The following is a 23,768-nucleotide window of genomic DNA, read 5'->3' as shown; positions in this document are numbered from 1 at the left end:
CCCGAAGGTATTTCAATCCACGCACCCCGTGTGGGGTGCGACTGTACCACACCATTCAGCACGCTGGTAAGGATTTATTTCAATCCACGCACCCCGTGTGGGGTGCGACGACTTGTCTGTGCCGCCAGAGCCGGAGCCAATTGATTTCAATCCACGCACCCCGTGTGGGGTGCGACCTGGCTGGTAGGCTCCTTGAGGTCCCGGTGGTCCCAATTTCAATCCACGCACCCCGTGTGGGGTGCGACTTGTCGATGACCTTCCACCTCACCGCACGCCTTGATTTCAATCCACGCACCCCGTGTGGGGTGCGACGAAGCAAAAATCCTGGGCAAAGGACATCATGGAATTTCAATCCACGCACCCCGTGTGGGGTGCGACGCCACCATGACGTTCTCCTCGCCACGCTTGATGTAATTTCAATCCACGCACCCCGTGTGGGGTGCGACGACGCAGTATCTGAGCTGATACAGGTAGGCGTACAATTTCAATCCACGCACCCCGTGTGGGGTGCGACCTCCATATTGTCCGCTCCCTTCACCTGGTTGCAGTATTTCAATCCACGCACCCCGTGTGGGGTGCGACTTCTCCGATGCCGCAGGCAAAACCGCCCAGGCTGATTTCAATCCACGCACCCCGTGTGGGGTGCGACCAGAGCCATCACTCTCCACCACAGGAGCCTTGGAATTTCAATCCACGCACCCCGTGTGGGGTGCGACAGGCCAGGGCCAAAGATCTTCGTCCAGTCTGTGAGATTTCAATCCACGCACCCCGTGTGGGGTGCGACACGCAACTTCCAGGTCGCCCTCATACCCGTTGTTGATTTCAATCCACGCACCCCGTGTGGGGTGCGACACGATCAGAGTCTGGGTCTGGCTGTCCAGGCCGGTATTTCAATCCACGCACCCCGTGTGGGGTGCGACTCCAATTGAGGCCGTGACCGACATCGTTGATTATATTTCAATCCACGCACCCCGTGTGGGGTGCGACTATTGACCCTGGCTATACATGAGAAAAGGAGAGAATTTCAATCCACGCACCCCGTGTGGGGTGCGACTTGTCCCATTCGTCCGGGCTGTCCAGCTCGTACAATTTCAATCCACGCACCCCGTGTGGGGTGCGACCCCGGCGGCGCAGATGCTTGTTGAGCAGCGGGGATTTCAATCCACGCACCCCGTGTGGGGTGCGACTGTCCGCCAATGTGTCCAAGTTGGACACATCGTAATTTCAATCCACGCACCCCGTGTGGGGTGCGACATCCGAAAGGCTTTCACCATTGGACAAATCCTGGAATTTCAATCCACGCACCCCGTGTGGGGTGCGACCCGTGGATTGCTCCATCAAATCCGTTGCTTGCGATTTCAATCCACGCACCCCGTGTGGGGTGCGACCGGGGCATATGTGGTGCTTACTGCACCTCTCTGGTATTTCAATCCACGCACCCCGTGTGGGGTGCGACCAGTGGCTTGATGCATGTGCTCCTTTGTTATCAAATTTCAATCCACGCACCCCGTGTGGGGTGCGACTTGGCGTCCTTCTCGATAACCTGCCCGTACTTGATATTTCAATCCACGCACCCCGTGTGGGGTGCGACCATTGTTGCCAAAAATCTCCACAATGTCCTCAAAGATTTCAATCCACGCACCCCGTGTGGGGTGCGACTGGCACCCCTTTAAGTAGTATTATCGGCTTTCACCATTTCAATCCACGCACCCCGTGTGGGGTGCGACAAGAAGGGCTACCTTGAGTTTGGCGAGACGGTGATTTCAATCCACGCACCCCGTGTGGGGTGCGACTGTTGTTGCGTTCCTTTTATACATATGCAGTTGTTATTTCAATCCACGCACCCCGTGTGGGGTGCGACGGCACTCCTGTGTACATTACCGGAGCCCTTGCAATTTCAATCCACGCACCCCGTGTGGGGTGCGACATGATAATAACAACAAGATTAAAACACTACTCGATATTTCAATCCACGCACCCCGTGTGGGGTGCGACACTACTTTCTGTTCCTGGAGCACTACAATGTCACCATTTCAATCCACGCACCCCGTGTGGGGTGCGACCTTTTACAGTGTTTTGTTTAGAGGTGCACCAGAATCATTTCAATCCACGCACCCCGTGTGGGGTGCGACCACATGTTTCGGTCTATCACCAGTAGGATAATACACATTTCAATCCACGCACCCCGTGTGGGGTGCGACGCGGCCCTTTAGACCAGGAACAATCAAAACGCATAATTTCAATCCACGCACCCCGTGTGGGGTGCGACCTATGTCGTTTGCCCAATTCCTAAAAAGCACAGAAAATTTCAATCCACGCACCCCGTGTGGGGTGCGACCAACCGCTTCACTCAGGGCGGTGACCCTGAGCAAATTTCAATCCACGCACCCCGTGTGGGGTGCGACCCCTAGACTGTCAAGAGCTGAGGATGCTAAGACAGATTTCAATCCACGCACCCCGTGTGGGGTGCGACTGGAAACGTCAGACGTATGGGACTCAGACAAGCAATTTCAATCCACGCACCCCGTGTGGGGTGCGACTAGCGGATGGCAAGACAACGGGCCTAAAGAGTGTCAGAATTTCAATCCACGCACCCCGTGTGGGGTGCGACCTGCATTCCTCAGTTGACACAATCACGTACCAGGTTATTTCAATCCACGCACCCCGTGTGGGGTGCGACAAGGTCTGGTAAAATGCCCATATGGATGATGCTAAATTTCAATCCACGCACCCCGTGTGGGGTGCGACATGAATGATGTTACATCTACTGACTACAAGTATATTTCAATCCACGCACCCCGTGTGGGGTGCGACCCCCCACCAGAAATGACGTGGAGCTGTTTGCCAATTTCAATCCACGCACCCCGTGTGGGGTGCGACAACATTCAGGTGCACGGAATCACGGCATCTGATACAATTTCAATCCACGCACCCCGTGTGGGGTGCGACCAAAGCCGAAGATGGCCTCCAGCCTTGCCTTCTGATTTCAATCCACGCACCCCGTGTGGGGTGCGACATACTCAGGCTCTCCCCATCTGCGCCAATGTCGAATTTCAATCCACGCACCCCGTGTGGGGTGCGACTTCGGCTTGAAGCTGCGATAATTGCTCCTCCATATTTCAATCCACGCACCCCGTGTGGGGTGCGACCGGACCCGGCAAAACTGTACGCAAGGTCGTGCGTATTTCAATCCACGCACCCCGTGTGGGGTGCGACATGTATAACATGCACGAGATTATGGTTAATGCCTGATTTCAATCCACGCACCCCGTGTGGGGTGCGACCGGAAAACTCGGAGTACATGGAGCTGTATCTGGAGAATTTCAATCCACGCACCCCGTGTGGGGTGCGACGGCCAGGTTGCCACGGTGGAGCTGGAGCGGACGGATTTCAATCCACGCACCCCGTGTGGGGTGCGACACCCCGTGTGGGGTGCGACGCTGCTCAGGAGTGGGCGGCTCCTCCCACTCCCCGGAATTTCAATCCACGCACCCCGTGTGGGGTGCGACCTGACCTATCCGGCACCTGGCCGATCACCTCAATGTATTTCAATCCACGCACCCCGTGTGGGGTGCGACGCTGGACTACCGACCCAACCCGTGGCAGGACACAAAATTTCAATCCACGCACCCCGTGTGGGGTGCGACCCCACGAGGTGCAATTTTATAGCCCTCAAGACGTGATTTCAATCCACGCACCCCGTGTGGGGTGCGACGTGATGTCTTGAGTATCAAGAATGACCTGCTCATAAGATTTCAATCCACGCACCCCGTGTGGGGTGCGACGCCACATTTGCCGTGGACAACTGTGGAGCCGACTGATTTCAATCCACGCACCCCGTGTGGGGTGCGACCCTGGGCGGAGTACGCCGGAAACATGGTCCTGATATTTCAATCCACGCACCCCGTGTGGGGTGCGACAGGTGATGGTGGTCTCCCCCGCCGCCAGGACGGGATTTCAATCCACGCACCCCGTGTGGGGTGCGACAACGATGATGACGCACTATCCCCCGCGGTTGGTATTTCAATCCACGCACCCCGTGTGGGGTGCGACTCGGTGGGTTCCCCTAAAGAAAAGTCGATAGAAATTTCAATCCACGCACCCCGTGTGGGGTGCGACGAAAGCTGTATAACCTGGACAGGGCTATTGACGTATTTCAATCCACGCACCCCGTGTGGGGTGCGACCCAATGGTATACCGTGGTCATAAAAACAAAGCACGGATTTCAATCCACGCACCCCGTGTGGGGTGCGACAACAAGGCCCTCTCTGGCACCAACAAGGAGATTAAATTTCAATCCACGCACCCCGTGTGGGGTGCGACATTAGAGGGTGGTGGGAAACTTGGTGGAAATGTGATTTCAATCCACGCACCCCGTGTGGGGTGCGACGCGGGGGATGGTGTGATGGATTGTCAGAGCAAGAAAATTTCAATCCACGCACCCCGTGTGGGGTGCGACTGCTGGGGTATCGCTGGATTATGTGCTGACCGGGATTTCAATCCACGCACCCCGTGTGGGGTGCGACTAGGTGCCAACAGCTGATGCAGCAGCTAAAACAATTTCAATCCACGCACCCCGTGTGGGGTGCGACTCTTCCGTCCCAACCCAGTCAGGGACATATTGCGATTTCAATCCACGCACCCCGTGTGGGGTGCGACCCAGACCCGGAGTGGGCCGTGGGATCTGGCGGAAAGATTTCAATCCACGCACCCCGTGTGGGGTGCGACTCATAGAGCAGATACCTGGCACCGATACAGTCAATTTCAATCCACGCACCCCGTGTGGGGTGCGACATCACTGGACGCAGGGCGGCGTTGCTCTCCCCAAAATTTCAATCCACGCACCCCGTGTGGGGTGCGACTGCGCCCCTCGCTCTCGGTTGTGGAGGTCCAGCCGATTTCAATCCACGCACCCCGTGTGGGGTGCGACTCCAACTCCACTGTGGCGATCTGGCCATATGGGAAGATTTCAATCCACGCACCCCGTGTGGGGTGCGACATGTCGGACGTGATCATGCAGTATGACCACAATGATTTCAATCCACGCACCCCGTGTGGGGTGCGACGAAAAGATCCGAACCCGCATCCTAGCAGTGTCCTTATTTCAATCCACGCACCCCGTGTGGGGTGCGACTATACGCCAATATTGGCGCAATGTCAAGGGGATAATTTCAATCCACGCACCCCGTGTGGGGTGCGACTTTTGCAGATTGCTCTCAGTAAATCCAGCTTGCAATTTCAATCCACGCACCCCGTGTGGGGTGCGACTTGTATGAGGAGCGTGCTAAAAATGGGACGTAAGATTTCAATCCACGCACCCCGTGTGGGGTGCGACTTAGTCATCCAGCAGCCTCCTCATAGACCTCGCTATTTCAATCCACGCACCCCGTGTGGGGTGCGACGGGGACGTGATACCGGCGTCACCATCCGCTACGGATTTCAATCCACGCACCCCGTGTGGGGTGCGACCACAGCCGGGGGTCACTTGTCAACACGTTTTCGAATTTCAATCCACGCACCCCGTGTGGGGTGCGACAGGCTCAGAGTATAGGCGAAAGCTACGAGAGTTACATTTCAATCCACGCACCCCGTGTGGGGTGCGACTACAATGTGGACAAGCTCGAAAGAGCAACAACTTATTTCAATCCACGCACCCCGTGTGGGGTGCGACTAAATCGTACAAGGGCGGTTGGTGTTATCTGGTTATTTCAATCCACGCACCCCGTGTGGGGTGCGACAGCCATTTTATACCTGTACATGTATGCAATCCAAGATTTCAATCCACGCACCCCGTGTGGGGTGCGACGACCACCACAGCCAAGGTTATGGTAGTAAACACCGAATTTCAATCCACGCACCCCGTGTGGGGTGCGACAAGACAGTGCTTTAAGGATAGCTTCCTTGCACCATTTCAATCCACGCACCCCGTGTGGGGTGCGACTACACCTCTCAGGGATATCTTCCCGGCTACTCCAAATTTCAATCCACGCACCCCGTGTGGGGTGCGACCGGCTCTCCAGGGTAAGGCCCTGGTGGTAGAAAAAAGATTTCAATCCACGCACCCCGTGTGGGGTGCGACCAGCTGTAAGGCCTCCCGTTCCTGCTGGGTCAGTCATTTCAATCCACGCACCCCGTGTGGGGTGCGACGTCCAGGTCGCTTTGGCTGGCCATGGACTCGAAGTATTTCAATCCACGCACCCCGTGTGGGGTGCGACCGCATCCACTGGCTCAACGTGGCCAGTAGTGTGGAATTTCAATCCACGCACCCCGTGTGGGGTGCGACCCACCACAGCCAAGGTTATGGTAGTAAACACCGAATTTCAATCCACGCACCCCGTGTGGGGTGCGACCGGCAGCCCCTACACCTTCCGACTGACCCAGCAGATTTCAATCCACGCACCCCGTGTGGGGTGCGACCAAGGAGACCGCAGACAATCTCCAGGCCTCAGCGATTTCAATCCACGCACCCCGTGTGGGGTGCGACAAGACAGGCAGCGAGATGTCTACCCAAGTCACTATTTCAATCCACGCACCCCGTGTGGGGTGCGACGACCGGGAGATCCTGGCCGAATATGAGGAGGAGTATTTCAATCCACGCACCCCGTGTGGGGTGCGACTATAACACTCTGTCCATGATCAAAGCCAGTGATATTTCAATCCACGCACCCCGTGTGGGGTGCGACTGGCGGAAAGCTTATTGTGGTCTATGTCCATCAAGATTTCAATCCACGCACCCCGTGTGGGGTGCGACTCTTACCTTGTGAAAATCATACCATGGGAAGGGAGATTTCAATCCACGCACCCCGTGTGGGGTGCGACGATACTAATACCCCCTATAGTCCCCCACAGGGGATTTCAATCCACGCACCCCGTGTGGGGTGCGACCATTTTACGAGCGGCTGGAAGCGCAGCAGGCAGATATTTCAATCCACGCACCCCGTGTGGGGTGCGACATGCCCTCGCCAAATTACCGCAAGATTTCCAGCATTTCAATCCACGCACCCCGTGTGGGGTGCGACGGCTTACAGTCGCCCATAGTGGTGACTGCTGGGGAATTTCAATCCACGCACCCCGTGTGGGGTGCGACGGCTGGTCAAAGGTGGTGGCGTAGCCCTCCACATAATTTCAATCCACGCACCCCGTGTGGGGTGCGACAACATGAGATAAGATAACAACCAGTGCCCCAGAATTTCAATCCACGCACCCCGTGTGGGGTGCGACGGGGCGCAACACGGTGCAGGTCCGGGTGTACAACAATTTCAATCCACGCACCCCGTGTGGGGTGCGACACGCCGCTGCTCATCTTTCATTGCCTCGGGCTTGAATTTCAATCCACGCACCCCGTGTGGGGTGCGACCCAGGCGGTCATCCATACCACCGGGCTGAGCAAAATTTCAATCCACGCACCCCGTGTGGGGTGCGACCGTTTTTCCGCCCCTCCAGGATCATGACCTCGTTATTTCAATCCACGCACCCCGTGTGGGGTGCGACTACCCCATCGGCAGAATTGATGGAGCTCTACGGAATTTCAATCCACGCACCCCGTGTGGGGTGCGACCCCCGGAGATGTAGGCCTTGGCCCGCTGGATGGAATTTCAATCCACGCACCCCGTGTGGGGTGCGACTACGACCAGGTTACCCACACCCGGCGCATTTTGAATTTCAATCCACGCACCCCGTGTGGGGTGCGACGATCGATTATGTATATCCCTATAGAGCCCACCTGATTTCAATCCACGCACCCCGTGTGGGGTGCGACAACATCTCCAGGGCACACACCACATCGTCTTTCGTATTTCAATCCACGCACCCCGTGTGGGGTGCGACCTCCTGGACAGCCTCCAGCCGCTTGGCCGCTGCCTTATTTCAATCCACGCACCCCGTGTGGGGTGCGACTTTTCTGGGGTGCGAGTTGTACAGGTGGACAGTGGCATTTCAATCCACGCACCCCGTGTGGGGTGCGACCCTGACATCACCCAGGCTGTCAATGTGTGGCGGTGATTTCAATCCACGCACCCCGTGTGGGGTGCGACCCACTCGCCAGAGAAGTCCACCGTGATGACCCGGGTATTTCAATCCACGCACCCCGTGTGGGGTGCGACAGCTCCACCGTGGCAACCTGGCCATAGGGAAAGATTTCAATCCACGCACCCCGTGTGGGGTGCGACCTGGGGACTTTAATTTTTCGGTCACTGACAGCCGCGATTTCAATCCACGCACCCCGTGTGGGGTGCGACATCATCCAAATCGCTCTGGCTGGCCATCGTGGAATTTCAATCCACGCACCCCGTGTGGGGTGCGACGCCGCTGCTCATCTTTCATTGCCTCGGGCTTGAATTTCAATCCACGCACCCCGTGTGGGGTGCGACTACGGAGGAGCAATTGACCTTTACGCCAGCGGGATTTCAATCCACGCACCCCGTGTGGGGTGCGACCTGCATGCCTACATCGTCAAGATCATCAACGAGCAATTTCAATCCACGCACCCCGTGTGGGGTGCGACACGCCGCCGCCGGTGATGGTCTGGGAAATTTTATTGATTTCAATCCACGCACCCCGTGTGGGGTGCGACAGCCATGAGCACCCAGGCCCGGGAGATCGCCCAGATTTCAATCCACGCACCCCGTGTGGGGTGCGACTCCCCGTGTCCTGTCAGACATTGCATGGGGTGGACATTTCAATCCACGCACCCCGTGTGGGGTGCGACCGTTCATCCGGCCCACGCTGTTTTTCAGCTCGCTATTTCAATCCACGCACCCCGTGTGGGGTGCGACTCGTCACCAACATCTACACCACCGTGGACAAGAAGTATTTCAATCCACGCACCCCGTGTGGGGTGCGACTGCATGCCTACATCGTCAAGATCATCAACGAGCAATTTCAATCCACGCACCCCGTGTGGGGTGCGACCGGTGGCAGGGATATATTCAATTCTGTTAGGAGATTTCAATCCACGCACCCCGTGTGGGGTGCGACGCCGAATGCGCCGTAGCCGCCAAAGCCGCCGCCCAATTTCAATCCACGCACCCCGTGTGGGGTGCGACCGCCGCTTCTCATCTTTCATTGCCTCGGGCTTGAATTTCAATCCACGCACCCCGTGTGGGGTGCGACATAATCGTGTCAATGCTACCCTCCTTGTACACAGATTTCAATCCACGCACCCCGTGTGGGGTGCGACCACCACCGATAGGGCCACCGCTATATCTTTGTGTATTTCAATCCACGCACCCCGTGTGGGGTGCGACGTCCCGGCCTCGTTCAGTCTTGCCAGTTCTGCCTTATTTCAATCCACGCACCCCGTGTGGGGTGCGACTTTCTACGATGGGAGATACTGGACATTTAATTCCATATTTCAATCCACGCACCCCGTGTGGGGTGCGACTTTCGGTCTTTTGTCGTCATGGCGTAGTTAAACGATTTCAATCCACGCACCCCGTGTGGGGTGCGACACAAACAAGCCGAGGCCGACCGGCAGCAGGCAGAATTTCAATCCACGCACCCCGTGTGGGGTGCGACGACATGGACAAGGTGGTTCTCACCGTAAAGGCCATTATTTCAATCCACGCACCCCGTGTGGGGTGCGACCTGCGTCTCCTGATTTCCGCCCGTACAGCGAGTGATTTCAATCCACGCACCCCGTGTGGGGTGCGACGATGGGTGCAGGGCAAGGGCAAGCCCATTAAGGACTGATTTCAATCCACGCACCCCGTGTGGGGTGCGACGTTCTTGCCGTCGGTATTGGCGAGGCGTCTACCGAATTTCAATCCACGCACCCCGTGTGGGGTGCGACCACCCATTGGCCACGTCCCACTGGGATAAGGCCATATTTCAATCCACGCACCCCGTGTGGGGTGCGACCTGACACGCTCCAGACCGTCTACGGTGAGGCGTGGATTTCAATCCACGCACCCCGTGTGGGGTGCGACCGGCACAAGCCAGGTCAACGCCAACGAGGCCCAGATTTCAATCCACGCACCCCGTGTGGGGTGCGACCGCCGACCGTTGAAAAGGTAGCCGCCTACTGCAAGATTTCAATCCACGCACCCCGTGTGGGGTGCGACAGTTCCGTTTGCCGCCTGGTCAACATTTCAGACGATATTTCAATCCACGCACCCCGTGTGGGGTGCGACTCAAAAGCACTGGACATTGCGCCAGAAACTTTGATATTTCAATCCACGCACCCCGTGTGGGGTGCGACCATATGCGCCGCGTAGGAGATAGCCTGCATAAGTATTTCAATCCACGCACCCCGTGTGGGGTGCGACTCTGCGTTGCAGGAGTGCCAGCGCAAAGAGTTGGCGATTTCAATCCACGCACCCCGTGTGGGGTGCGACAGGAGCAAAGCGATTGGTTTGACCAGTTTCTTGCAATTTCAATCCACGCACCCCGTGTGGGGTGCGACTAGGTTCCGTTGCACCCACAGTTGTAACCGCCAAAATTTCAATCCACGCACCCCGTGTGGGGTGCGACGGTCTGGAACTGCTGGGTAGGCTGGGACATAGGATTTCAATCCACGCACCCCGTGTGGGGTGCGACTACACCTCACCCTCGTACATGTAATGAGCATACGATTTCAATCCACGCACCCCGTGTGGGGTGCGACTCTGGTCGGCGTAGGTGCCGCAGGCGTTTGTGGAAATTTCAATCCACGCACCCCGTGTGGGGTGCGACAGCAAATCTATACAAGGTGCGGGGTGAATCGTTGTGTTCCTTGCATAGATTGCACAGCATAAATTCTAAGTGCTACAATTGCGGAGGTGAGAAAATCTCTACTCCTCACATAAACTGGAAAAATGTGTGTGCGAACCTCCCAGGGATGTTATGAGAGCTTCCCCTTCGCACCTGGCAAACCTATAAGATAAGCGCACCCTCGGGTTCATAGGTTTGTTTGGCGCCGAAGTGTTCGATTTTACTCTCATATTTATTGCCCAGGTAGTAAAAACGCAGGCTGTCTTTCTCGGCATCCATAATGCTGCACAGCTTGGCCTGAAGCATGCGACATTGCGCAGCGTCCAGCAGGCACTCGAACACAGAACATTGAACACGTTGTCCGTAGTTGACACATTGTTTGGCGATTTGCCGCAGCCGCTTGCGCCCAGCGGCATCCTGGGTATTCACGTCATACGTAATCAGAACCAGCATGTTTCTACCTCCAGAGAAACGGTGGGTACTCCTCCAAGTCGCCCCTGAGATGACGGCTGAGCAAGAGAGCCTGCACCCATGGAACCAGCCCCCAAGGAATTTTCTCCTCCAGATATGGATGGGTGATGAGCTCCTTTTTTCGCTCTTGCCACCGTTGCAGGAAGATGCGCCGGGCTTCATCGGTGAGACGAACGGCTCCGCTCTCTTGATAGACGAAATCCTGGGCCTGGAAGATGCGGTTGTTAATACAGGTCAGGACAAAGCGTTCTGCCATACACGGACGTAATTCCTCCATCAAGTCCAAAGCCAGAGAGGTTCGCCCGGGGCGGTCTCGGTGGAGGAATCCCACATAGGCGTCCAAACCCACCCCTTCCAAGGCAGAGGCGCAGTCGTTACCCAGAAGGCTGTAGGCAAAAGACAGTAGAGCGTTGGCTGGGTCCAGCGGTGGTCTGCGATTTCTGCCATGGAAGGAGAATACAGTGGGATCCCCCAAAATCATCTGGCCAAAGGCGTGAAAGTAGGCGGTAGCTCCGGCTCCTTCCAGTCCACGCAGAGCGTCCAGATCGGTCTCGGAGAGAATTTGAGGCAGTAATCCTTTGAGGGTTTCAATGGTCTGCGCTAAATCGTCCACATTCACACGCAGAGCGTGGTCTCGTTTGGTTCGGGCAATGCTCCAACGGGCATTGTGGACTTTTCCGAAGATCATATTGCGTGCAATTCGGCAGCTGGAGGCGGGGTCGTCGGCAATTCGATATTGCGTGCGGCGAAGAAGCACATTTCCGCTGCTTTCCCCACATACTCGGGCCAGAAACCGTCCGTTGGGAGAGCAAAAGGACAGGGAGATATTTCGTTTGGCGCAGGCACCCATGAGGGCGGGAGAGGCACCGGAGTAGGAGAAGGAGAGAATGCCGGACAAGGTATGCAGAGGATACCGGGCCAGGACTTCCTTTTCCCGATTGGCCACCACATTTTCCCCATCCAGAGATAAGTAAATATCGGGTGAGGTGATAAACAGGGTATTGAGCAGTTGTCTCATGGCACGTCCTCCTCCATGGCTGAGCGTAGATAGGCCGATACATTCTGTTTCTTCATGAGTTTGGGCAGGCACAGCTCTTTCAGGGAACAGGCATTGCAGGACTTGGTGGGTTTGCACTTGGGGGTATAGCCCCGTCGATAGAGCTGGTGCATCTCCTGGAGCAGGGAAACCACCTGTTCCCGCAATGCAGGGACAAACGAAACCACGGTTCTCCGCTTGGTTTCCCCGTAAAAGAGAGCCCCTTCCTGAATGGAGCAGCACAGCATTTCCTCCAGACACATTGCTTGGGCACACAATTGCAGCTCATCGGCCTGGTTGGATTTTGGTTTTCCCCGCTTGTATTCAATAGGATAGGGCAGCCAAAGCCCTTCTTCCCCGTGAATGGGGACACCCTGGGGTGAGGCATGAAATTCCACCACATCGCAGACACCGGAGACACCCAGCGTGGGCGATTGGATGGCAAGGCCTCGGAGGATGAGCAAATTTCCCCGCCGTTCCCGCTGGGCCTCATCGTGGGCACGGTGGTGGAGCAGCTGCCCCTCCACCGTGCGCAGGTTTTCCCTCCACAGCTGCTCGATGTGAATCAGCGCCCATTGCCGCCGACAAAAGGCGAAATGCTGGAGGCCGGAGAGCGGGAGGGTAGCGGTGTCATTCATCCCAGTCGCTGGCAGGTCACTCCGGCGGGCAAGTGATCCGTGTCCACAGTTATCTGATAGTCATAGTAGGAGCGGGCGGGGCTAGTGTCGTCCGGGTTTTTCCGAGTTACAGAGACGGACTCAAACAGTTTCCAAGCCGGGGCGTTGCCCAGCTCACTGTCATGCCGGAAGACAATCAACTCCCGCACGGCCATTTTGCCACGGGCGGCCGAGTGGTCGTGCTCAAACATGTTCAAAATGGCCTCCCACAGTAGGGACAGGTCCTCATCGGTAAAGCCGGTGGTTTTCCGGGCCAAATTGGCGGACACAAAGCCTTCACAGCGGTACAGACCATAGGGCACAATGTATTTGCGGCCCATCTCGGTTCCCTTTTTCTCTGCATCTGCTTCCGTGGTGATAGCAATGCGGGTGATGGTCACCTCTTGGGGGACGATGGGCTCCACGCTGCGGGCAAATCCCAGTTGGACAGGACCACGCACCTGGCCACAGTTGAGAGAATCCTTGACAAAGGTGGTCATGACTGCGCCGAAGGTGCGAATGTCATAAAAGTTTTTGCACATCCAGTCACGGACTTTAAGGTCCAAATCGGGGTCTTTCTTTTTGAGGTCTTTGATTTTTCCAGGCTCCAGCTCCAACTCGGCATATGCTTGGGCGTCGCTGCGATTGAGGGGGATGTTATCTTTGATGTAGATGCGATATCCGGTGGAATCCTCTTTGACGGTCTCCACGTAGTTGCGAATTTTACGCTTGAGGCAGACATCAGTGACCAGCCCCAGACCGGTTTCCGGGTCCACCCGGGGCATATTTCCTGCATCGGGGTCTCCGTTGGGGTTTCCGTTCTCTACATCGAATAGAACCACGAATTCATAGCGATTTTTGATGATGTCAGACATTTATGCTTCCTCCTTTTTGGTGTAGCGGGCTTGAGTCTGGTGGTAGTATCCCAGCTGGAAGGAACCCTGCTGGGGCAAATTCAGACTGGTGGGGTACGACTCTCCTAACATCGACATCAGTTGACTGATTTGCTTTTCCAAGTGGATGCGATGTGCATCGGGGAGCTTCTTTAAATGCTTTTGGGCTAGATTTATTAATGTGGGGAATACATGGGAGGGAGTGGCGGAGGCGGAGTTGAAGTATCGGTCTTTGATGGTGGTGTTGATACCGGGATTGGCGCTGGCCTGGACCTGCTCCAGAACGGAGAACAGGCGACCCAGGGTATAGGGGACATTGGTGCTGTCGGGGTTGAGTGACACGGTTAAAACCTCCTTTGGAACATCGGTGTGTGGATTTTTTAGATAGTAAGCCTTGAGGATGGCAGCCCGTCCCCGTGTGACGGTGTGTTCTGCCCGAATGCGAAGGTTGACTCCATAGAGGAGGGTGGCGGGATAGGGTGTGTTCATCAGGATAGCCCTCAGAGTTTGACCAGCCATATTTGGAGCGGGAGTCTTATCCTTGAACTTCTGATTCACTGTCTCCTGGAGCATATGCCACAGGGGAAGGCTTTCGAATTGGTCGAAGGATGGGCGGACAATCTCCAGTCGTTCCTTGTGGGCCTGTACATTTTTTAGAAAGGTTCCAAAGCTGTTGTGAAGGAAAAAGCGCACCGAGAGTCGGGCGGCATTGGGGGCCAAGCCCAGGATGTAGAAGTCCATGTTGGGGTCCAGGTTGGCTCCTTCAAATTCCACAGCGGTGCCAGCACACAAATGTTTGACCATGGCTGACAAATCTGCCACACTGTAGGTGGATGGCTGGTCGAAAGCGAATATGGTAAACATGTTTTGATAGGCGCTCTGGCTGTCCTTGGCCCAGAAGACAACGGTGGTATCGCCCATGCGCTGGACGTGTTCCCGATCAGCCAAGAGGTGATTGAGGGCGGCAGTATAGGCGAACGTTGCATATTTTCCCACTGGGGCGTTGTAGTTCTGTTCCTTCCCATAGGAACAGAAGGCGGGGGCGTTAAACGACACCAGAGAAGCACCGCTGGACTGAGCGCCCTGCACACCTTTAATCGAGGGGTGGATGGCTTCCACTGGGCCCCGCTGACCTGTGACCAGACACATCATTTCAGGCCCCTCGCTGACACTGTTATAGTGTTGTTCCCAGACGTGGCGAATGGCGGGGATGTCCTGTAAGTTGGAGGTTTGATACCGGAAGATGAGATTCGAGCCGGAACATATATCATCCCACATCTCTTGAAGTGCTGGATGGGTGGAAGCTTGGGATGGTTCCCACGTCTCGAAAAAGTGAACCAGAGCCTGAGCTGCAGGTTCATCTACCTGAGATAGTAGAGATAGGTGGAGAGCTTTGCATGCCTCAAAGCAAGAGATTGCACGCTCAGGCTTTCCTTTGTTGTCCACACCCAGAATATAGCTGGAATTGTCACACAGAAAATTGGGGGCAATTCCCACGGTGCGCTTGGTGGGAGCGGGTAAGGTCAGTTCCTGAGGGGCTAAAACCATCTTTTTCCCTTTGAGCTGTTGGGTTTTCATGCAGGCGATTTGAGCGATTTGCCCGTCCTCTTTCAGATAGATGGCGTAGGAGACTTTCACGGGGGCCCATCCAGCGGGCGCAATCTTTCCTTGTGCGGAAAGCTGCTGATATAAATCCACCAGCGCTTGTAAGATCATCCCCGCACCTCCTCGCTGTTCCAAGCGGGCACATGGAGAACGCCGTCTTTCAGCGTTCCACGGAAAAACCGAGGTTGAATGTCCTGGGGATTGGAGTAGTCCATATCATAGAGCATCCAACCCAGGTCCCGTTCCCCTTTTAGCTCAGGGGGACAGGGGGGGATGGTCTCACAGGGCCCAAAGTGGGCGGGAAACTCCCGACAGCCAAAGCAGGGCTGATGATAGCACTGCCCTCGGGCCATGCGGCGCTTCATGATATCTTGAAATTTTCCCGGATTGTCGGATGGCGCCGCCTTGTCTGTCATCTCAAAATGAGCGTCGATGACATAGTGCACCTTTTGGAGCACCAGAGAAGCCCGCTGCTGGATGATGTCTGGAGTGGCGAGGTAAAGCGGTCCCTCGCCGGACTCCATCACAACCTTGGCGCTCCGTGCGCTGGCTGTGGCCTTTACCTCATTGCGGCGGACATTGGTGAACTGAATGGGGGCACAGACGTGGATGCGATCCACCACCCAGCGCATGCCTGGATGCCAAAACACGGCTTCCAAAATGCCCCGGGCAGCAGAAGGAGTCATGACATCATAGGACACCTTTTCCACCTTCAGCTCAGGTCGGGTGAATAAGGCGTATTCGCCCCACACTTCCAATTGTGTGGACATGGAGTTCGCTCCTTTCGTTGGAATTTGTTGTATGTTGCTGACATCAATATAGCACCATCTGGTATAAGTGTCAACTGTTTCTTTCTATGAATATGGAATAAGCTTTGCTTGATTTTTTCTATACGAACAGGTAAAATAAAAAAGTCGCTGATGCGTGGATTGAAATATAGACAGAAACAGTTGTAAATGGGGCCGGTGGAGCGTTTTTACTCCACCGGCCCCATTTTGCCCTTACAAAATATGTGCAACACCGGATGGGAGGTCCATGGACAATCCTGTTTCCGGATTGTAGTGGCTGGTATCCCGCAGGATGGCGCAGTCATCATTCACCACATCCAAAAGTCCCAGGTTCATCAAAGCTTGATAGTGACGATCATAGACGGAGACGCCATACCGGCCCAATTTACGGAACAGGATCTGGCTGGAATATCCCTGAACCAACTGGCGGACCAGTTCTGTGCCCTCTCCTAAGGGAATGTAGATGGTTTTGGTCTGCTGTTCAATGAGATGGAACCGTTCCGCCACCGTGCGGAAGGGAAGGGGAGAACGGAGGTCTTCCATGAGAGAGAGGATGCCAGATGCATCCTGGGCATCTTTGCCCTTCAAATCCATCCATTCGGTGAAGTAGGCGGAAATGGCAGTTTGAGAACACAGGTCAGTCTGTTGCTCCAACACCAGATTCCCTGCGGCTATGGCAGCGGAAAACTGTGCAGGAGGTGCGCTTTCCCCTTGAAAGATGGTGACGATACTCTCTGCAACTGGGCGTTTGCCCTCCCGGTTGCACCGCCCAGCGGCTTGTAACATGGAGTCCAGGCCTGCTTGCTCCCGGTATACCTGGGGAAAATCCACATCTACCCCAGCCTCGATAAGAGAGGTGGAGACCACCCGACAGGGAAGTCCATTGTGGAGCCGTTGGCGGATGGTGGATAGAACCTGTTGTCGGTGGGCGGGATACATCAGGGTGGATAGGTGGAAGCTGCCTTCCCTGGGAAGCTGAGAATAGATTTCCTGCGCTTGCTTTCGGGTGTTGACTACGCACAACACCTGATGCAGCCCTTGGAGCTGCTGAGCCAGTTGGGCGGAAGAGAGCCGTCCGGCTCGGCGGAAGGTGACCCGGCGGAACAAAGCCGCTTCTTGCAGCGATTTGGGGCACAGTTCTATAGAGGTATAGGTGGGGCAAAATTCCCGGAAGATGGGGGCCAAGACCGGCTGGGTGGCGGTACACAGCACAACGCTGGCGTGGTAGTGCTCCACCAATTGGGCGATGGCGAATACGCAGGGACGCAGACAGGGCAGGGGCATCATCTGTGCCTCATCGAAAATGATGACGCTGTCTGCCAGGTTGTGCAGCTTGCGGCATTTGGAGGAGCGGTTGGAGTAGAGGGATTCAAAGAACTGCACGGCAGTGGTGACGATTACGGGCATATCCCAGTTTTCTGTGGCCTGGGCCATGGCATACTCCTGGGCGGTGGCAGACTCGCTGGTATCAAAGAGTACCCCGGAGTGGTGTTCCAGCACGTATTCTTCGCCCAGAATGTCACGGAATATCTGGGCCGTTTGTTCGATGATAGAGGTGTAGGGAATCACATAGATGATGCGGGAGAGGTGGTTTGCTCTGGCATGGGCCAGGGCAAAGGCCAGAGAGGCCACGGTTTTCCCTCCACCAGTGGGGACTGTCAGCGTGAAAAAGCCTGGTTTCTCTGTCTGCCCCTGGTCCTTGCAGTGTTGCAAGATGGAACACCGAAGTTCATTGAGGGATGTTTTGGGTGGAAACCATGGAGCGATATACGACTGGAGTTTTGCTTCCAAATGGACAAAATCAGCAGGGCGTGTATCACGAGGCCGGCCTGTCATAAACGCTTCTGTGTCCAGATAGTCTGCATCCACCAGACAGGAGTAGAGCATCCGGGTGAAAAACATGATGGTTTTCTGGTCTGTCCGTAGATAGGGTGGAATGGCGGGGATGGGCAAGTGAAGCAACTTGCCATCTAGATTATACTGGGGAATTTCGTGCTTGTTGGCACGGTTCAGGCGAGCCCAAAAGGTGTTTCCGCTTGACGGGTCCACCCGGCTTCCCCCATCGGGCAGTCCACTGTGATGACCTGCAATGCAAAGAGCTGCGAAAATTTGGTTTCCCTGGCGCATACATTCATAGGCCCCGGCGGTGGAGTGGTCCACCTTAGGGCCATCTTCCAGAAGGCGCTTTTGAAACGGGATGGAGCACTTTCCAATGTCATGGGCCAGTCCAGCCAGATAGCCCTGTTCCTGGGCGCCGAACGCAGAGGCGAAATGTCCCGCGAGCTCAGCAGTGCCTTCCAAATGCTCCTTGACGCTCTGGGTTCGTCCATCTGGGGCCTTGTGAGCGAGATAGGTGGAAGATTCGTTCATGACGCTTATGCCTCCCTGTGGTTTTTGGGGATAGGTATGTGGATTCATTTTATAATACTTGGGATATGGGGACAAGCCCAAAGGAAGACAACCGCTGTCTGCATCTTATGACGCAAACAGCGGGGTTGTCTGGATTTCTTGAACTATCAATCAGGATTGCGGTGTTCACGCCGTATAAATCCACCTTATCTTGCACTGGACTGAGAGGTCTTGAGCGCCAGCTGAATACGGTCAATGAAGGATTGGAGGGGTGGAGAATGTTGTTTTTGCGCAGAGACACAGTAGAGGGGCACAAACAGCGGGTCAGACATAGGAAGGGCACGGACGGCCGGGAGGGGAACGGTACAATTGGACAGGGCCTGCTCATCCATGAGCACTACGCCGTCTCCTTGGGCGCACTTGTGAATGGCGGCAAGGGGGGAGGGCAGAGAGAGGGTGCGGCTGAAGGCGGTGGGAAGGGTGGGGTACCGGGCAAACAGAGCCTCATAGATGGGCTGATACTGCTCGGGGAGAAACAGCGGCTCTTGAGATAGATCAGAGGTTGGTACCGATGTGCGCCGCACCAACGGATGATTCAGAGAGAGAATCACAGAGATGGGGATATAGCCCAGAAGGGTGGAGGATAGGCCAGGCTCAGAGGGAAGATAGGGGAGAAGGGTGGCATCGGCCTGGTGGTTTTGCAGGTGCTCCAGACAGAAGTAGTCGCTGCAATAGGTGTAGACCACGGGAGAGGACCCGCAGGAATCTGGGAGCGCATGAAGCAGCATGTTATAGAAACAGGGAGCTAAGGAGATGCGCAGATTTCCGGCAAACTCCGATGATGCCTGGCGGAGCACCTGACAGGTGTCATCCAACTCCTGGAGGATGTGAGAGCACCGGCGGTAAAAATATTTACCTTCCTCGGTCAAATCTACGCCCGAAGCAGTGCGAATAAACAGGGTGCACTTGAGCTCTTGTTCCAGCGTGCGGATGACGTAGCTCAGGCTTTGCTGCGTGACGTAGAGCCGTTTAGCTGTATAAGTCAGATTCATATCTTTGCAAATTTCACAAAAATAATAGAGTTTTTTTACATTCACAGAGTGTCACCTTCCATATGACAGGGAGTAATGTGTGGTGGATTTTACTATCAAATATCTGGAAAGACCATTTGTATTATAACATATTCACAAAAATTGACAAGAAAAAAAGAGTGTCTATGCAACATGATGAAAAACAATTCGTGGAAATGGAGGATAAATACGACAAAAATGTAGGTTTGTACAAAGCGGACCGGGAAAACCAGTCAAATTACCCAAAGAAATCTTGCCATACAAATAGGCGTTGTTCATGCACAAAAAACTTTTGTTTTACAGTCTTTGGGGAACACGAGATACTTAGACTGAAAAACGATGGGGTGGCCGGTGGAGGAAGACGTGATGTTTTCCTAAATAAAAGCCGGCATTGCCATCGTAAACTCAAAGGAAGTCAAAGGAGGAGAGCAACGTGAGAAACAAAAAACGGTGGGCAGCTCTGCTGTTGTCAGGAGCGATGCTGCTGAGCTTGGCACCCATGTCTCTGCGGGCGACCGCTCTGTCTGCCCAGGGTACACAGACCCTAGCAGCAGGGGAGGAGAATGGTGGATGTACCATCATTCCTTTGCCCCAGCAGTATGAGGAGACCCAGGGAAACTTTACCCTGAAGCCGGAGACCCGCTTTGTCCTGGCCCAGGCCGATGAGAAGGCGGCAGACTCTACCGAAGTGGTGGCCTCGGAATTCCGCAAGTCCACCGGCTATGACCTGCCTGTGGTCCAGGGTGAGGAAGGCAAGAGCGGAGATATCATCATCCGCCTGGATGGTGAGGCTGTGACAGAGGAGGAAGGCTATCAGCTGTCCGTCACCGCAGACGGTGTGACCATCACCGCCAAGAGCGCAGGCGGCGTGTATTACGGCCTGCAGTCTCTGCGCCAGATGTTCCCCGGCCAAATCGAGAGCGACACGCTGGTCAGCGACGTGGCCTGGACCGCACCCTGTGCGGACATTTCTGACGAGCCCACTTATGGGTATCGTGGTATGCACTTGGATGTGTCCCGCCATTTTTTCCCGGTAGAAGAGGTAAAGCGACAGATCGACCACATGTCCCAGTATAAGATCAACAAGCTGCACATGCACCTGAGTGATGACCAGGGCTGGCGCTTGGAGATCAAGAATAACCCCGATGTGGTGGACAAAGACGGCAATCCCGTGGACTTCAGCAACCTGACGGAGCTGGGTGCTTCCACCTCCTGTGACCACAATGGCGTGAGAGCCGGATACTATACCCAGGAGGAGTTCAAGGACATCGTGGCCTACGCCGCAGAGCGGAACGTGGAGATCATTCCCGAGTTTGATATGCCTGCCCACGCCTGGGCGGCTCTGGTTTCCATGCCCATGCTGAACTCCACCGAGGACGGCAAGCCCCATGCCAACGGTTATGACAACACCAAGCCCTACCAGGGCTGGGATGTGGGCTGGGCCTCTTTGGAGTGCCGCAACGAGAACACCTATATCTTCATTGACGAGGTGTTCCGTCAGATTTCCGAGATCTCTCCCTCCATATATATCCATGTGGGCGGCGATGAGGCCCACGTGACGGCTCATGACGACTATGTGTACTTTGTCAACCGGGTCACCGAGATTGCCCAGAAGTACGGCAAGACCCCTATCGGCTGGCAGAATTATGACGCTGCTGTGGAGGATAAGGAGAACACCATCACCCAGTACTGGAACACTGGAGATCAGAGAGCCCTGGACGGCGTGACGTACATTGCCTCTCCGGCTGACCACGCCTATTTGGATATGAAGTACGATGCCAGCTGTCCTCTGGGCCTACAGTGGGCTGGTTATGCCCCTGTGGACGATACCTATAACTGGGATCCCACCGACTTCGGCAGTGCAGATCAATTTATCGGCGTCGAAGGTGCCCTGTGGGCTGAGACCCTTGCCGATCCAGAACATATTGACTACATGTACTACCCCAGACTGCCCGGTATTGCCGAGGTCGCCTGGACACCCAAGGAAAACCGCAGCTGGGACGAGTACAAAGAGCGCATCGCTCAGCACAAGGATCGTCTGGACAGCCTGGAAATTGGCTATAAGGAAGACACCCTGATCTGGGAGAAGCCCGTGAACTTCCGTATGCCTCTGGATGAGGGTACCGGCACCACCGTGAAGGACACCACTGGCGACTTCAAGGGTACCATGGTAGGTGGCGTGACCTGGGGCGAGGGCCGCTATGGCTCCGGCCTGGTCTTTGACGGCTCTGGCTATGTGGACCTGAAGTACGATGACATCGGCGGCGACTGGACTGCCGGTATGTGGGTCAAACGTGAGGACTCCGGCGCCCCCAATGCGGCTCTGCTGGCTGGTACTGAGGGTGAGATCAAACTGGAGCAGTGGAAGAACACGGGTAAGGTTGGCCTTACCGCCTATGGTGTGGACGACTACACCTTCGATTACACCGCTCCCATCGGCGAGTGGGTCCACCTGGCCTTTGTTTCCAACGATCAGGGCACCACGCTGTACGTCAACGGTGTGGAGACCGACCACATTGATGCCACCATCAACGGCCCTGTCAGCCGTATCGGTGCCAACTACAAGGATGGCCTGTCCGACCGTGGCTACATGAAGGGTGCTGTGGACGATGTCCAGATCTATGATCGTGCTCTGAGTGCAGAGGAGATCATGGACATGAAGGAAGACGCGTTCGGCTTCGAGAATGAGATGATTTTCAACTTTGACGAGGGCGAGGGCACTCAGATCACCGACACCAGCGGTGCTCACTCCTTCACCCTAGGTGACGGCATCACCTGGACCGATGGTAAGATGGGCAGTGGCCTGGACTTTAGCGGCGCTGGCCGCATTGAATTGGGCTACCGGGATCTGGACAAGAACTGGACTGTGGGTCTGTGGGTCAACCGCAGAGAGAGCGTGGAGCACAATGCCGTGCTGATGTCCGGCGCAACCGGCGAGATCAAGCTGGACCAGTACCAGAACACCGGTAAGGTAGGTGTTACTGCCTACGGTGTGGAGGATGCCACCTTTGACTACTCCGCTCCCATGGGTGAGTGGGTGCATCTGACCTTTGTCAGCAACGATCAGGGTACCACTCTGTACGTCAATGGTGTGGAGCAGGATCACATCGATTTGGCCATCAACGGGCCTATGAACCGCATCGGCGGCAACAATTCCGTCAATCTGGCTGGCGGTGGCTTCTTGAATGCTACCATCGACCAGCTGAGCGTCTTCGACCGTAGTTTGACTGCTGACGAGGTGAAGGACCTGGTGGACGTGGACTCCGAGCCCGCCAACAAGACCCTGTTGGAGAAGACCATTGCCTATGCCAAGGGTCTGGACACCACCGGTGTCACCGACTCTGCCAAGGCCGCCTTTGAGAAGGCTCTGGCCGAAGCCGAGGCCGTCATGGCCGATGCCAACGCCACTCAGGACGAGGTGAATGCCGCTTGGGATAACCTGCTCACTGGCATCTGGGGTCTGGGCCTGGTACAGGGCGACAAGACCATGCTGGAGCAGCTCATCAACAAGGCTGATGGCATGATTCCCGACGAGGACAAGTACATGCCCGACCACTGGCAGGAGCTGGTGGACGCCCTGGCTGCAGCCAAGGACGTAATGGCTGACGGCGACGCCATGGAAGAGGACATCCAGCCTGTTGCCGAGGCTCTGCTCAATGCCATTCTGGCCCAGCGCTTCAAGGCGGACAAGTCCATCCTGGACGACCTTATTAACAAGGCCGAAGGCATCAACCTGGACGGCTACACTGCCGAGTCCGTGGCTACCTTCCGCACCGCTCTGGCCAATGCTCAGGCTGTGATGGCAGACAATAGCCTCTCTGAGGATGACCAGGCTGTGGTGGACGAGGCTGTGGCTCAGCTCACCGCCGCCATGGACGGCCTCACCGCCGGTGGCGCTCCTGAGACCACCGACAAGCCCGAGACTTCTCAGAAGCCTGAGGCCACTCAGAAACCGGAGAATAAGGTGCCTCAGACCGGGGACAACGCCGCCCTGATGCTGTGGAGCTTGGTTTGCCTGGCTTCTCTGGCTGGCGCTGGCTGTGTGGTAAGCACCAAGAAAAAGTGGAGCAAGTAAGAAGGAACCCTTCTGAATGAAAAGTTGGGATGTGTCGCAAAACGTAAGTTTTGTGGCACATCCTTTTTTACTCTCAACAGCAAAAACGAATCCAGTATGTGGAACTTCCGCAGCGTTTTGGGCATGCAAAAGCCAG

9 protein-coding genes and 1 CRISPR repeat array are annotated in these 23,768 nt (G+C 55.7%); of the genes, 1 reads left to right on the top strand and 8 read right to left on the bottom strand.

The window, feature by feature from the left end:
- Positions 1-9: 9 nt before the first annotated feature.
- A CRISPR array of direct repeats spans positions 10-10,671; the repeat unit is 33 nt; unit sequence ATTTCAATCCACGCACCCCGTGTGGGGTGCGAC.
- A gap of 180 nt (positions 10,672-10,851) precedes the next feature.
- The 8 genes from cas2 to B5F22_RS10525 form a co-directional block, all read right to left on the bottom strand.
- The gene (gene cas2, locus B5F22_RS10560; RefSeq protein ID WP_087372549.1) at positions 10,852-11,142 is read right to left on the bottom strand and encodes a CRISPR-associated endonuclease Cas2; all 291 of its coding nucleotides are present in this window, start codon (positions 11,140-11,142) and stop codon (positions 10,852-10,854) included.
- A 4-nt stretch (positions 11,143-11,146) separates the two neighbouring features.
- Positions 11,147-12,178 (bottom strand): type I-C CRISPR-associated endonuclease Cas1c, encoded by a 1,032-nt coding sequence (cas1c, locus tag B5F22_RS10555; RefSeq protein ID WP_087392528.1) that lies wholly within the window; start codon positions 12,176-12,178, stop codon positions 11,147-11,149.
- On the bottom strand, positions 12,175-12,834 hold the full coding sequence (gene cas4, locus B5F22_RS10550; protein ID WP_087392527.1) for a CRISPR-associated protein Cas4: 660 nt from the start codon (positions 12,832-12,834) through the stop codon (positions 12,175-12,177). The genes cas1c and cas4 overlap by 4 nt, the downstream gene beginning before the upstream one ends.
- Positions 12,831-13,727 carry a type I-C CRISPR-associated protein Cas7/Csd2 gene (gene cas7c / locus B5F22_RS10545; protein WP_087392526.1) on the bottom strand — a complete coding sequence of 299 codons (897 nt, stop codon included), beginning with the start codon at positions 13,725-13,727 and terminating at the stop codon, positions 12,831-12,833. Before cas7c ends, cas4 begins: the two co-directional genes overlap by 4 nt.
- The gene (gene cas8c, locus B5F22_RS10540) at positions 13,728-15,461 is read right to left on the bottom strand and encodes a type I-C CRISPR-associated protein Cas8c/Csd1 (RefSeq protein ID WP_087392525.1); all 1,734 of its coding nucleotides are present in this window, start codon (positions 15,459-15,461) and stop codon (positions 13,728-13,730) included.
- Complete coding sequence (gene cas5c / locus B5F22_RS10535) at positions 15,458-16,120, bottom strand: type I-C CRISPR-associated protein Cas5c (RefSeq protein ID WP_087392524.1); 663 nt, start codon at positions 16,118-16,120, stop codon at positions 15,458-15,460. The genes cas8c and cas5c overlap by 4 nt, the downstream gene beginning before the upstream one ends.
- Before the next feature lie 231 nt (positions 16,121-16,351).
- A complete protein-coding gene (locus tag B5F22_RS10530) occupies positions 16,352-18,508 on the bottom strand; it encodes a CRISPR-associated helicase/endonuclease Cas3 (protein ID WP_087392523.1) in 2,157 nt (718 codons plus the stop codon).
- A 185-nt stretch (positions 18,509-18,693) separates the two neighbouring features.
- Positions 18,694-19,584: a LysR family transcriptional regulator gene (locus tag B5F22_RS10525; protein ID WP_087392522.1), complete on the bottom strand. Its 891-nt coding sequence runs from the start codon at positions 19,582-19,584 to the stop codon at positions 18,694-18,696.
- 406 nt (positions 19,585-19,990) lie between these two features.
- Here B5F22_RS10525 and B5F22_RS10520 point away from each other — a divergent pair, with 406 nt between their 5' ends.
- Positions 19,991-23,632 carry a family 20 glycosylhydrolase gene (locus B5F22_RS10520; RefSeq protein WP_143482245.1) on the top strand — a complete coding sequence of 1,214 codons (3,642 nt, stop codon included), beginning with the start codon at positions 19,991-19,993 and terminating at the stop codon, positions 23,630-23,632.
- Positions 23,633-23,768: the final 136 nt, after the last annotated feature.

Origin of the sequence: Pseudoflavonifractor sp. An187 (assembly GCF_002160275.1) — a bacterium.
Lineage (GTDB): Bacteria > Bacillota > Clostridia > Oscillospirales > Oscillospiraceae > Enterenecus > Enterenecus faecium.
Note: the sequence above shows the minus strand (reverse complement) of the source record. Positions and strands in the feature narration are given on the sequence as shown.